Source organism: Paenibacillus sp. LBL (genome assembly GCF_029893715.1).
Taxonomy (GTDB): domain Bacteria; phylum Bacillota; class Bacilli; order Paenibacillales; family Paenibacillaceae; genus Paenibacillus_AQ; species Paenibacillus_AQ glucanolyticus.
Genome location: NZ_JARXYU010000037.1, coordinates 1 through 11,918, shown reverse-complemented (window position 1 = coordinate 11,918; position 11,918 = coordinate 1). Strand labels below are relative to the sequence as shown.

Below are 11,918 nucleotides of genomic sequence, written 5' to 3'. Positions count from 1 at the left end.
AAAAAGATGGAGCGCCGTGTGCGATGAAAGTCGCACGCACGGTGCGGAGAAGGGGAAAAGGCGGTGATCGTATCAAACCCTTACCTATTTCTATTATATCAGGAACGTTTTCAAAGAATGAGGTGTTCATCATGTAATTCCAGCATGCATTACAATATGTCAGACGAATGAGAATACATAGACCTGGAGCTGCCGTGTAAATCGGGGCTTTTTTTGGCTTTATGCTAAAATTTTTCGTGATTTTAAGAATTGGTTTGTAACAAATGATCGCCTCCAATTGTCTTAACTATAAAATTGAAGAGGTGATGAAGGTGGATCAATGGGATAAAACCTTTGACGTTGTCATTATAGGTGGTGGGCTGGCAGGTCTAACTGCCTCTATTTATTTAGCGCGGTCAGGTCTCTCCGTTCTTCTGGCCGAGAAATCGAATCGGCTTGGGGGACGCGCGATGACGGTGAAGAAGAAAGGGGCAGCCTTGAATCTTGGCGTGCATGCTTTTTACCAGGATGGGGAAGGGGAGGCGGTGTTGAATGAGTTAGGGGTGAAGCTGATTGGAGCCAACCCTCCTCCGCGCGTTGCGGGCATCTGGAATCGTAAAGTGTATGACATTCCTACGGGTCCCGTAAAGCTGCTTACATCACGTTTACTCTCATTATCCGGCAAGGCCGAGCTCGTTCGGTTCATGATAAAGCTTGGGAGAATCAAAACGGGGCAGTTGGAACGTCTGACGTTAAGAGAGTGGGCGGAGCGGGAAATTAACGACCCGATGATCCGGCACATTGTCTACTCGATCTGCCGATCCAATTCCTTCGTGCCCGATCCCAGCCTTCATGGGGCAAGAGAGGCTGTACGTCAACTGCAGCGTACGTTTGCGGGTAAAGCGTTTTATCTGGATGGGGGATGGGTATCGCTCATCAACGAACTGGAAGCGCAGGCTTCGCGAGCAGGCGTTGTCATGGCAACCGGACTGGGTGTTACTGAGGTTGTTCAACACGAGTCGGCGTGGATCGTTCATTTTTCAGACAACCGAACGACTACTGCTCCAAACGTGATGATGACAGGAAGTCCTGAACAAGCATGCAAGCTGGTAAGGGGTGCGGAGAAGACGAGTCTGCTCCGTTGGAAGAACGAGACTCGGCCCATGGCAGCCGCCTGCCTGGATTTAGTGCTTCGCCAGCTTCCGAATCCAAAAAACCGATCTTACATTGCCGGCTTCTGGCTGGATGCGCCAATTTTTTATAACAGTCCTTCATCTGTAGCCAGATTGAATGATGATGGAAGCTTTATCATTCATCTCGTTAAGCAGCTTGGTGAACACGCTGGGAATCCGCAGGACAATGAGCAGCAGCTTGAGGCAGCGATGGATTTAATGCATCCGGGATGGCGAAGCGAGGAGATTGCGCGGCAGTATCTGCCAAGAATTACGGTCGTTCATGATTTTCGTTCCACCGACAAGAGTGATCCCCCTCCGGGTCCGGCAGTACCGGAAGTGGAAGGGTTATATGTGGCAGGAGATTGGGTAAGCCATGGAGAAGTATTGGCGGACGCCGCGTTCGCAAGCGCCAAACGAGCGGCACATGCTATTATTAAACGCAATGATGATGAACGCAGGACTGGGGTGAGCCGCAATAGAAACCGAACATTGGTATAACGAATGGAGGCATCTGCTATTTTCTTTGTCATATCAGATGATGGGCAGTGTTATGGATGCTGAGGACATCGTGCAGGACGTATTTCTTTCGCTTGAAGAAGGGGACGGTACGCAAATTCGTAATGCCAAATCCTATTTGTGCAAAATGACGGTCAATCGATGTCTCAACAAGCTGAAGTCGGCCAGCAGGCAGCGTGAGACGTATGTTGGTCCCTGGCTTCCAGAGCCTTATGCAGCAGTTAGCGATGATCCTATGGATCAGTACATTATTAAGGAGTCACTAACAACCGCCTATTTGCTCCTTCTGCATCAGCTTTCAGATATGGAACGAATCGTATTTCTGCTCCGAGAGGTATTCACCCTGCCGTTTAGCGAGATCGCCACGATTGTTGGCAAGAGCGAAGGAAATTGCAGACAGATTGATTACCGGGCACGCCGAAGTTTGGCGCAGCAACCGGAAACGCGGTCTGAGGTGAGAGCTGTGGGTGTGCGTCATGTCGAGACCTTCATTCAGGCACTTGCGACGGGCAATATGAATCTACTTCTGGATATTCTGAAGGTCGATGCCACTCTATACACCGACGGCGGTGGAAAAGCGCAAGCCGCTCTCCGGCCGATTGTCGGTTCCAAAATCGTCGCTCGCTATTTCGAGGCGATTCGGCCTAAAGTACCGCAGGATTTCGTATGCGAGCTTCGTGAAGTGAACGCTCTTCCGGGTATTGTTATCAAGACGGGTCCCTTTACATTTTCGGTTATTTCGATACAGATTGAGAATGATCTTATCTCCAATGTTTATATTGTCATGAATCCCGAGAAGCTGCTTCATTTTAATCTGTAAGATGCAATCCCCAAAAAACTGGTTGAAGAGGCCCTCAGCGATTTTGCTGCAAGGGTCTCTTATTTCATAATATCTATCTATTTAATGGGAGAGGAATAAATATTTAGTAAAAAAATTACAATTCAGTATAACTTTTCTCTGTTTATAAGCGTCTATATTACAAGAAGGTCAGTTGTGCCAGGTTTCAGCGGGAACATCTTAAATGTGGGAATTCCTGTTGTCCTGTTACAATATAAAAATTTTAGCACTCTTTGCTTAAGCTAAGGGTAAGGCGGACAACTCGTGATTACATAATCGGATTAGCTTTACAATTAGCTAGACTGAGAGTCACGGGAGGGGCTGGATTTTAGTTGAAACGAAAGTTGAAGTCAGCATTTGTTGCCACTGTTGTTGCCTGTTCCACGTTATTAATGTCTACACAAGCTTTCGGAGCAGAAGTCATGTTCACGAATTCCACAAGTACCAATAGCTCGTTTGACCGCGGCGGCGCCGCCGACTATGCAGAAACATGGGCAACACAAGCGAATCCTAGTTATGCTAATTATGGGAGTAACAGCGATGGAGGAGATTGCACTAACTTTGTATCCCAAGCATTGTATGAAGGAGGCGGACTGCCATTTAATGGAACCAAAGGACAGAATAGAAATACGGTGGATTGGTACTATTATGGCCCTCATGTTCCGCCGTCTACAAATCCGAGAACTTCTTCTTGGACGGGGGCACATCAATTCAGAGAGCATTTTGCAGTTATAAACGACCAAGGTGGAAAGAAGGCCTATAGGGCAACCAAATACACGTCGCAGGAATTAAGCAATAACTTCCAACCCATCTACAATGAGTTGTTTCGGGGAGATATTGTCCAACACGTGAATTCAGCCGGACATACGATCCATTCACAAATGGTAAACGGTTATGGACCTGGAAACGATCTCAAGGTTGCACAACATTCTGTTAGCAATGGAACATGGAACAAGGATATCTCGTTAAAATCTTATGTCGCTTACGGTTCGTGGATCGTATCCATCAAAATCAAAAGCTAAAGGAGCTGAGAAAAGTTGAAGAAAAACACGTGGATCATTCTGTCTGTCTGCAGCGTTTTGGCCATTGGAGGTTTTACATGGGCTAACATGAACGCGAATAAGGTTGATGCAAACAGTCCGAACCTGCAAGAGAAGGTTTCCTATGCACACGAAAGCTATGAAGCACAGAAAAAAATTGCGGATGCACCTGGAGCCACAACAGAGGATGAACAGAAGCTTAAGGAGCTGGAGAGCAGGGCTGGTGAATTAGACAATGAACTCCATCCACAAAGCGCCCTTGATGAATTTAACGAAGTTTTTGCAGGTTATAAAGACCTGTACGCAATTGAAAGTGCTTATTATGCGGACCAGCAGAATTCTGAAGACCCGCTCGTGCAGCGAGTTTTGAAAGAGCTGGAGAAAAAAGGAGAACTGATAACTCAATTTGAAAACCTGGCCATAAACCAGGCATTGAACAAATCTGATGCTGGCGAATCCCTATTGAATCAGTTCATGGCAGCAACAAGTGAACTGAATCAAGAGTTGTACCCGGAACAATAACTTGCCTGCAGATTTACAGGCCTTTCTGCGCGATTCGCAGTAGATGCAATATCTAGTGGTTCTGGTTCCATTATGCTAAGATGAGAGTTGCTCATGTTGGGTTCTGCTGTACAATGGGTGTGTGATAACTCCCATTGTACACCAATCCAGCATGGGCCTTTTGTTTTCTTACGTGTCGCAGCGTTTTTTTGAAATTGAAAAGAGGGATGGCGTTAATGGAAGGTTTGTATTCATTCTTGCTTCTTACGATTATGGTGGTTCAATGGATCCTGTATAAGGTCACGGATGTTGGGGAAGAAGAAATGCGTGATACACCTGGTATAAACGGTATCTTATTGGTTCTTGGATTTTAATGATTGTAATCATAGCATTAATATGGATGATCGATCGAAGCGAACCTTATCCGTTATGGCTGTTCTTAGTGACCTTGGCCTTCTGCTTTCGTGGTTACATGGAATGGAAGCATATTCCGGAAGCGAGGCGCCACCGGGTTTCCATGATATTGGCAACAACCTCATTTTCGTTCACAGGGTTGATGATATTAATCCTTTTGTTAAAATATTAATTCTGGATTATAGGGGCAGGGAACCATGAAAAATATATTCAATCCTACGGATATGACCGAAATACTGAACCGAATAGATCGTTTAAGCCCGCTGTCACAGCCGCTATGGGGAAAAATGAATGTAACGCAAATGCTGGCTCACAACTCCGCGTTCCAAGACATAGCCAGCGGCATCACAAACCTGCCAAGAGGCTGGTTGGGTATGGTCGTTGGAAGGTTTGCGAGGCCTGTTTTATATAATGAGAAGCCAGTACCCCGTAATATGTCCAGCATTCAGGAATATTGATTGCAGATCCAAGAGATTTTGAAACGGAAAGAGAACAATTGAAGGAGAAAATTATATCATTCCAACAAAATGGACCTGAGAAATGCACATCGCATCCCCATCCATTTTTCGGTAAACTGACCCCGGAGCAGTGGGGAAAAGGAATATACAAGCACCTGGATCATCATCTGAAACAATTTGGTGTGTAATACATAAAAAAACCGCTTACTCGCGAGATGATTTGGAGTGCTGGTCTGGATCATTCTTCGCCAGCTTCTCCACTTGATCGAGCACGAATATCGCATCCCCCACCCAGACCTTATTCAATTGATCCAAATACTCGTAGCCGCTATCAATAAGCGGAAAGAAATAAACCACGCGTCCATCAGGGATCAATACCGATAACAATATACCCGTGACTTGCCAGCTGCTCGATTTGGAAGGTGTTCTGGTTCTTGACGCCGTTAAAGCCATGCGAGAACAGAAGCACAGGATAGGCAGGCGCCGTATCCGAGAGTTCAGTTGCTTCTACGGCACGCGTTTTGATCAAGCCAAGGTTTTTGAATAACATTTTAGGCATATGAAGCGCTTGGCTGTATCCATCTTCAAAAATATCGGGGTAAGCGTCGTAAGGTGCCTTGTTGCCTTTGGCCGATGGGCTGGCCGGATACCAGATCTGTACCATTAACTCACGCTTATTGTCAGGTTCCGCGGTGTTCAATTCCTCTCGCATCTCATCCTTCCAGTCATAGAGGAAGCAGGAGTTGGGGCGCTAGTTATCCTTGAGAGGTTATAGGGCATGGTTTGAATTGGATATAATTCGCCAAGTTCGGGTTATCCTAACCTCAATGAGTCTTGAACGCGTTCAAAATGCCCGGGGAAGGGTAATCATGAATAATTCCAAGACAATGCAGGAGGTTTGAGCATGAAACAAACAAACGGTATGTCCGATGCTGCGATTCTCGGGATGGGTACGGCATTGCCGAAACATTCCGTAGCACAATCGGATATTGCAGAATTAATTGCATCTACGCTGCAGAACAGATCCGATCTGGCGCGCTTCGCCCGAAGAGTATTCAGATCCTGCGGTGTCGAGACACGCTATACTTGCGAATCGAACTATCTGGATCCATTGGAAGCATGCCGTTATCTGCCTTCCCATGACGAGTCAGCCGTTCCGACAACAGAGGAAAGAATGGATAAGTACAAGAGAGAGGCACTCCCGCTTGGCTTAACAGCAGCCGAGAAGGCTCTGAAAGATGCCGACATGGCACCGGATCGGATTACACATCTCATTACAGTCAGCTGCACGGGTCAATATCAGCCGGGCTTGGATGTTATGCTGATTCGGCATTTGGGACTGTCTCCGCGCGTCAATCGTCTGCCGCTGATATTTCAAGGATGCGCCGCTGGACTTAAAGCGATCCAAATGGCACGAGATGTCGTTCAAGGAGCTCCAGGGTCGCAAGTACTGGTCGTATGCGTGGAGCTTTGTACTCTTCATTTTCAGCCGGTGAAGGAGAGAGAAGCGTTATTTGCAGCCTCTTTTTTCGGAGACGGCGCCTCCTCCTGTGTCATCGGCCCTCCTGAATCTCATCACCAGCATTATCTGAAGCTGGGTTCAGGTTATTCTGTTCTGCTGCCGGATTCAACGGAGGATATGACATGGGAGGTGGGCAATACCGGTTTTGATCTCTTTTTATCTCCCCGTATTCCGAAGCTGCTCGGTGCTCACCTGGAAGAAGAGCTGCGTGTATTGCTGGAGGGGGACAAGCTCCCTGAACTCTGGGCCATCCATCCCGGCGGACGGGGCATTGTGGATTCCGTGCAGGAAGTTATGCACTTAAGCGATGAGCAGACCCAATACAGCAGAGAGATTTTAAGAACCGCGGGCAACTTGTCATCGGTCACCATTATGTTTGTATTGAATGCCATGCGCCAGGACATGAAGGCGCAGGATCAGACGTTCACGGAAGGTGTAGCCATGGCCTTCGGACCTGGCCTGACAGCAGAGCTCATGCGTTTTAACTATGTAAAGGCTTACTCGTCATCGGTTAAGGAGCAGGACCATGTCCTTCTTTAGAGCTTTGTCCTCGCGGGCACAGGAAGAAGAGCTTATGGATGATTTCTCCATGGGAGGGGAAGAGCTGAGCGAAGCACTTCAGCATTTAAGGCGGCTGAACAAAATATTCGCGGCACCGGGACCCACCCTGGCCGGTGTGGAAAAGTTATGGAAAACGATGGGTAGTCCTGGAACCCTTAGTGTTTTGGATGTGGGTGCGGGATCGGGCGATGTTAATCAGAAGCTGCTGCAATGGTCGGATCAACAGGGCATCGAGCTAAAAATAACGCTTGTCGATATGACAGAGGAGGCATGCGACGAGGCCAAGCAGCTATTCCGGGATGAGCCGAGGGTTGATGTACGGCGTGCTGATGTCAAGGAACTGCCGGCTGCATCGGCAGATATCGTGACCGGTTCCCAGTTCGTCCACCATTTTATCGGGCAGCAGCTGATTGATATCGTGTCGCATATGCTGAGAGCCTCGGTTCATGGAGTCGTTATCAGTGATATCCATCGCCACCTGGTACCCTACACGGCCGTATGGATTACTACGCGGATGATTTCGCGCAATCGTTACATTCGGCACGATGGTCCGCTTTCGGTTGCCAAGGGCTTCAAAGGAAGGGATTGGAGAGAGTTAAAGAAGCAGCTTAACCACGAAACGATGACCTACGAATGGAAGCCTTTGTTCCGTTATTCCGTCGTGATTCCAAAATCATAAGACGAAATTGTCACCTAATGAGTAAAAGGCAACGTGCTAATGAAAGAGTAAAAAGGTGGTGTTCATACATGTCGAAGGAAATGGATGTCATCGTCATCGGAGCAGGAATTGCAGGCAGCAGTTGTGCGCTGCAGCTTGCCAAGCAAGGTCACCGTACTCTGCTGCTGGATCGTCAAGAATTTCCACGCCATAAGACCTGCGGTGAATTCATGTCACCCGAGACCAGGGAAATGCTTGAATACTTGGGTATCCATCTGCTCGGACATGAGGTTAATCCCGGCACCATGGAGCATGCCAGAATCATCATGCCTCAAGGCGGCGAGATAACAGCTCCATTACCCGGGCAAGCCTATGGTATCAGTCGTTATGTTTTGGATGCTCTATTGCATGAGAAGGCATTGGAAGCGGGTACGCATATTGCCACCAAAACAACCGTAATGAATATTCAGAAGGTGGAGCATCAGATGTATGAAGTAGAAACGAGGCAGGGGAATGAGCGTTTTCGATATCAGGCCAAAGCTGTAATCGGCGCATACGGTACAAAAAAGCCTCGTGGCGTTACGGCTTCCGATGATAATCGGGATGATACCGTATACGTTGGTGTGAAATCCCACTACAGCGGAATTACGCTGCCTCCTCGGGTCGAACTGTATTTTTGCGAGGGTGGTTATGTCGGGATGTCGCCGATCGAGAATGGAGCGGTCAATGTTGCCGCATTGCTGACACTGGACGCAGTACAAGGGAGCGGGAAATCGGTTCCGGAAATTCTACATGCTGCCTCCCTGACGAACAGAAGACTAGCCCAGCGAATCGCCGCTGGGACGCCTGTTCCAGGAACCCAGGTATCGATTGCGCCGCTCCACTTGTCGGACACGCCAGAGCCATGGTCTGAGTATCCGCATATCGGGGATGCACTGCTTATGCTTCCGCCTCTGTGCGGGGACGGGATGTCCGTTGCACTGCGATCTTCGCTGTTGTGTTCTCACTGGACCGACAAGTACCTCAGGGGAGAACTCAGCTATCTTGATTGGCAGAAGGAGTATACCAAGGAGGCCAATGATACCTTTACGCAGCTGCTTCGAAGGGCGAGAAGAATTCAGAAGCTCGCTTTTGCCAAAACCAATCGGTTCTACCCTGGCATTACACGGATGATTCCTGGACTGGCGTCCTATTTAGTGAAAGCAACCAGGTTATCCGAATCAGGCATGAGTACACGGTAAAAGCCGCGTTTTAGCGGCTTTTTTATTTTTTTATTTTCATATGTCGCCGAACTTCAATTTCAACATTCTAGCGAATCATAACTTAGTTTGTTTATTGACAATAATAAGACGTTATAATATTATGTCTATAATTTAAAAGACAAAAGTCTGATTTGTTTATTTAAAATGGAGGTGGAGTGTCGTGCAGGGGGAACATCCTATATCAAACCCGAACGAGCTTATCCGAAGCACACTTGATTTTCAGTTTCAAATATCATGGCAGATGCTCAACATTCATCTCACTGGGCTGCAAGACGAAGAGTTTCACTCGCGACCTGCTATGAAGGGACTTCACGTGTATCACGAATCTGGAGTTTGGCGTACGGATTGGCCGGAAACCGAGGAGTACGAGATTGGCCCGCCAAGTATATCCTGGCTAACATGGCATATCACATATTGGTGGTCCATGGTTTTGGATCATTCGTTTGGCAATGGATCCTTGACTCGTGAAGAGGTCCTGTCTATGGGGAACATACAAGAGACCAGGGATAGGATTAACCGGTTAAAGGACGAATGGGAGCGTGAAGTGGCTGGGTTACCGGGGGAAGCGCTGCTTTCCATGGAACGAACACGATGGCCCTTCGAAGATAGGCCATTCCATGAGCTGCTCGCATGGCTCAATATTGAACTTATGAAAAATGCGGCCAAGATCGGTTACTGCCGATTCCTGTATGCTGTTTGCAAAAAATAATACAATTCATGGACCCATTACATCGTATAATGAAAATGAAATCGGTGCGAATGGAGATGCATCGTACCAATAAGAATCCATTTTCAGGGAGGTTCTTGAATGCGCATACAATTTGATCGGTTTCCGGGCGGCGCAAAAAAAGCATTGACGCTTAGTTTTGATGATGGGCGTGAATATGATCGGAGATTGGTAGAAAAGCTGAATGATTACGGGATACGCGGTACGTTTCATTTAAACAGCGGAACACTCGGAAAGGAAGGGTATATCGATGAATCGGAGGTGGAGTCTCTTTATCGTGGACATGAAGTGGCTGCGCATACAGTGGATCATCTCTTCCTGGACCAGACGCCTTTGGAGCAAGCGATAGAACAGATTGTGGAGGACCGGAAAAGGCTGGAATCGCTGGTCCATTATCCGGTAAAGGGAATTAGCTATCCGTTTGGCACTTACAACGATCAAGTGGTCGGCCTGCTGCGTTCCCTTGGCATCGAATATGCCCGCACAGTAAACAGCCACGGCTTATTCCATAAGCCGGATGAGTGGCTTCGCTGGCATCCGACTTGTCATCATATGGAGATGGTGGATTATGCCGAGAAGTTTGTACATATGGAGCAGAGATTTTCACGGATGGCGATTCTGTACGTTTGGGGTCATAGTTATGAATTCGAGAATGATCGGAATTGGGATCTGGTTGATCGATTCGGAGAGAAGATTGCCGGTCGGGACGATATCTGGTATGCCACGAATGCTGAAATTTTTGCTTATTGCCGCGTACTGGAACAGCTTCGCTTCTCAGCGGATAGCCGGATGATCCATAACCCTTGTGCTCAGACCGTCTGGGTTAGTGTAGAAGGAGAGTCCCTGGAAATAAAAGCGGGTGAGATCACGCGGTTTTAAATGTAGCGAATAAGGGCTGTCATGTTGCTTCGTGCAACTCTGCAGCCCTTTATGTATTCTTCTAATTTTCAATAACGACGCGATTCCGTTTGAGCTTCACCGGTTCGGCAATCGTATCGCCCACAGGGCATTTGCTCTCCAGAAATTCCACAAAGGCCTCGACCTTTTCTGCTGGCGAAGGAGTCTTGATGTAAAAAGTGTATCGAATATCGGAGTATCCGGGGCGTACCTCGGATCGGTTGAAAAATCCGTCAAGATCCAGGTCACCTTCCACATCTACCCTGAAATCCTCCAGAACTACATCGAATTTAGAAGCATAAACCCGGGCGACAATGGATTGGCATGCCCCAAGGGAGGCAAGCAATGCTTCGACAGGATTCATTCCGGTGTCAGTTCCTCCAAGGCTTTTTGGCTCGTCAATAACCAATTCAAATTGTCTTACTTGGGTCACAACTCGAACGCCTTCTTCTAAATGGGCAGTTGCTTTGAATGTTTGAACATTTGGCATGCTTTTACACTCCTCTTTGTGAGAACAGTCTCAGTACGGATAGGCAGGTTCTCCATTATTTTAATATATACTATTTAACTAGGTATAGTGAGGATTATAGGTTTGGAATCATCAACTGTCAACACCAATCATGGGTGAGGGAGAGTGAAGCCATAAAAAAAGAGAGTGCTCTCGTAGTTAACGAAAACACTCTCAGCAGTTGCAGAGCTTAATTACCCGTTTGGTTCTGCTGCTTCAGCAAATCGCGGATCTCGGCCAGCAACAACTCTTCCTTGGATGGAGCTGGAGGCTCTTCGGGCTTTTCCTCTTCTTTCTGTTTAAAACGGTTGAGCATACGAATGAACAAGAAGATCGAGAAGGAGACAATCAGGAAGTCCACAACTGTTTGAAGAAATACGCCATATGTCAGCGTTGCATCTCCGATCGTAGCCTTAAGCCCGGAGAAATCCACTCCGCCAAGCAGCAGCCCGATTACCGGCATAATGATATCACTCACCAACGAGGATACGATTTTGCCGAAGGCAGCACCAATAATAACCCCGATGGCTAAATCAAGCACATTTCCCTTGAGCGCAAAGGTTTTAAATTCTTTTAACAAATTCATTTTATTCACCTGCTTTTTAATCCATAATGTGAGGCATGTACCACTTTCGCCACTCGAATTATCCTATCAGCAACTTGCCAAATGCGCAAGATCAAAATGGCAGAAAACTGTAACGTTATCAGGCAAATTCAAAGCCTTTTCTTGAATGATGAACTTAAAAAAGCTGTCCGCTATTCGGGGGTTGGTATTATCCCCTCATGGTAGACAGTGAAAAAAGAGGACATGTTACAATGAACTCAAATACTGGATACCGGAGGGGATTTTTGTTATGTCAGC

At 47.3% G+C, this 11,918-nt stretch carries 13 protein-coding genes and 1 pseudogene; 11 read left to right on the top strand and 3 right to left on the bottom strand.

What is annotated here, in order from left to right; genetic code table 11:
• Positions 1–311 precede the first annotated feature (311 nt).
• From M2277_RS31415 to M2277_RS31390, 6 genes and pseudogenes are all read left to right on the top strand, one after another.
• On the top strand, positions 312–1,652 hold the full coding sequence (locus tag M2277_RS31415; RefSeq protein WP_280756406.1) for a phytoene desaturase family protein: 1,341 nt from the start codon (positions 312–314) through the stop codon (positions 1,650–1,652).
• A gap of 37 nt (positions 1,653–1,689) precedes the next feature.
• On the top strand, positions 1,690–2,490 hold the full coding sequence (gene sigJ / locus M2277_RS31410) for an RNA polymerase sigma factor SigJ (RefSeq protein ID WP_231888059.1): 801 nt from the start codon (positions 1,690–1,692) through the stop codon (positions 2,488–2,490).
• A gap of 350 nt (positions 2,491–2,840) precedes the next feature.
• A complete protein-coding gene (locus M2277_RS31405; protein ID WP_006210081.1) occupies positions 2,841–3,530 on the top strand; it encodes an amidase domain-containing protein in 690 nt (229 codons plus the stop codon).
• Positions 3,531–3,545: 15 nt separating this feature from the next.
• On the top strand, positions 3,546–4,070 hold the full coding sequence (locus tag M2277_RS31400; protein WP_280756405.1) for a hypothetical protein: 525 nt from the start codon (positions 3,546–3,548) through the stop codon (positions 4,068–4,070).
• A 352-nt stretch (positions 4,071–4,422) separates the two neighbouring features.
• Positions 4,423–4,635 carry a DUF4181 domain-containing protein gene (locus M2277_RS31395; RefSeq protein WP_348537797.1) on the top strand — a complete coding sequence of 71 codons (213 nt, stop codon included), beginning with the start codon at positions 4,423–4,425 and terminating at the stop codon, positions 4,633–4,635.
• A 25-nt stretch (positions 4,636–4,660) separates the two neighbouring features.
• A pseudogene (locus M2277_RS31390) lies at positions 4,661–5,109 on the top strand (DUF1569 domain-containing protein).
• Positions 5,110–5,285: 176 nt separating this feature from the next.
• Here M2277_RS31390 and M2277_RS31385 read toward each other — a convergent pair.
• Positions 5,286–5,633, bottom strand: a complete 348-nt coding sequence (locus M2277_RS31385) for an alpha/beta hydrolase (RefSeq protein ID WP_063479431.1) — start codon at positions 5,631–5,633, stop codon at positions 5,286–5,288.
• A 192-nt stretch (positions 5,634–5,825) separates the two neighbouring features.
• On the opposite strand from M2277_RS31385, the gene M2277_RS31380 reads away from it, so the two are divergent.
• From M2277_RS31380 to M2277_RS31360, 5 genes are all read left to right on the top strand, one after another.
• A complete protein-coding gene (locus M2277_RS31380; protein ID WP_076153103.1) occupies positions 5,826–6,983 on the top strand; it encodes a type III polyketide synthase in 1,158 nt (385 codons plus the stop codon).
• Positions 6,970–7,683, top strand: a complete 714-nt coding sequence (locus M2277_RS31375; protein WP_036639503.1) for a methyltransferase domain-containing protein — start codon at positions 6,970–6,972, stop codon at positions 7,681–7,683. Before M2277_RS31380 ends, M2277_RS31375 begins: the two co-directional genes overlap by 14 nt.
• A 68-nt stretch (positions 7,684–7,751) precedes the next feature.
• On the top strand, positions 7,752–8,903 hold the full coding sequence (locus M2277_RS31370) for an NAD(P)/FAD-dependent oxidoreductase (RefSeq protein WP_280756404.1): 1,152 nt from the start codon (positions 7,752–7,754) through the stop codon (positions 8,901–8,903).
• A gap of 181 nt (positions 8,904–9,084) precedes the next feature.
• On the top strand, positions 9,085–9,633 hold the full coding sequence (locus tag M2277_RS31365) for a DinB family protein (protein WP_280756403.1): 549 nt from the start codon (positions 9,085–9,087) through the stop codon (positions 9,631–9,633).
• 99 nt (positions 9,634–9,732) lie between these two features.
• Positions 9,733–10,530 (top strand): polysaccharide deacetylase family protein, encoded by a 798-nt coding sequence (locus tag M2277_RS31360; protein WP_280756402.1) that lies wholly within the window; start codon positions 9,733–9,735, stop codon positions 10,528–10,530.
• A gap of 61 nt (positions 10,531–10,591) precedes the next feature.
• Here the strand turns inward: M2277_RS31360 and M2277_RS31355 are convergent, their stop codons facing one another.
• Together M2277_RS31355 and mscL are read right to left on the bottom strand one after the other, a co-directional pair.
• Positions 10,592–11,038, bottom strand: a complete 447-nt coding sequence (locus M2277_RS31355) for an OsmC family protein (RefSeq protein WP_006210092.1) — start codon at positions 11,036–11,038, stop codon at positions 10,592–10,594.
• 208 nt (positions 11,039–11,246) lie between these two features.
• Positions 11,247–11,642 carry a large conductance mechanosensitive channel protein MscL gene (gene mscL, locus M2277_RS31350; RefSeq protein WP_006210093.1) on the bottom strand — a complete coding sequence of 132 codons (396 nt, stop codon included), beginning with the start codon at positions 11,640–11,642 and terminating at the stop codon, positions 11,247–11,249.
• Positions 11,643–11,918: the final 276 nt, after the last annotated feature.

Excerpts from the sequence above, each read along its gene's own strand:
- M2277_RS31370 (WP_280756404.1), top strand. The coding sequence starts at position 7,752 with ATGTCGAAGGAAATGGATGTCATCGTCATCGGAGCAGGAATTGCAGGC.
- M2277_RS31375 (WP_036639503.1), top strand. The coding sequence starts at position 6,970 with ATGTCCTTCTTTAGAGCTTTGTCCTCGCGGGCACAGGAAGAAGAGCTT.
- M2277_RS31385 (WP_063479431.1), bottom strand. The coding sequence starts at position 5,633 with ATGCGAGAGGAATTGAACACCGCGGAACCTGACAATAAGCGTGAGTTA.
- M2277_RS31395 (WP_348537797.1), top strand. The coding sequence starts at position 4,423 with ATGATTGTAATCATAGCATTAATATGGATGATCGATCGAAGCGAACCT.
- M2277_RS31355 (WP_006210092.1), bottom strand. The coding sequence starts at position 11,038 with ATGCCAAATGTTCAAACATTCAAAGCAACTGCCCATTTAGAAGAAGGC.
- sigJ (WP_231888059.1), top strand. The coding sequence starts at position 1,690 with ATGATGGGCAGTGTTATGGATGCTGAGGACATCGTGCAGGACGTATTT.
- mscL (WP_006210093.1), bottom strand. The coding sequence starts at position 11,642 with ATGAATTTGTTAAAAGAATTTAAAACCTTTGCGCTCAAGGGAAATGTG.
- M2277_RS31360 (WP_280756402.1), top strand. The coding sequence starts at position 9,733 with ATGCGCATACAATTTGATCGGTTTCCGGGCGGCGCAAAAAAAGCATTG.
- M2277_RS31380 (WP_076153103.1), top strand. The coding sequence starts at position 5,826 with ATGAAACAAACAAACGGTATGTCCGATGCTGCGATTCTCGGGATGGGT.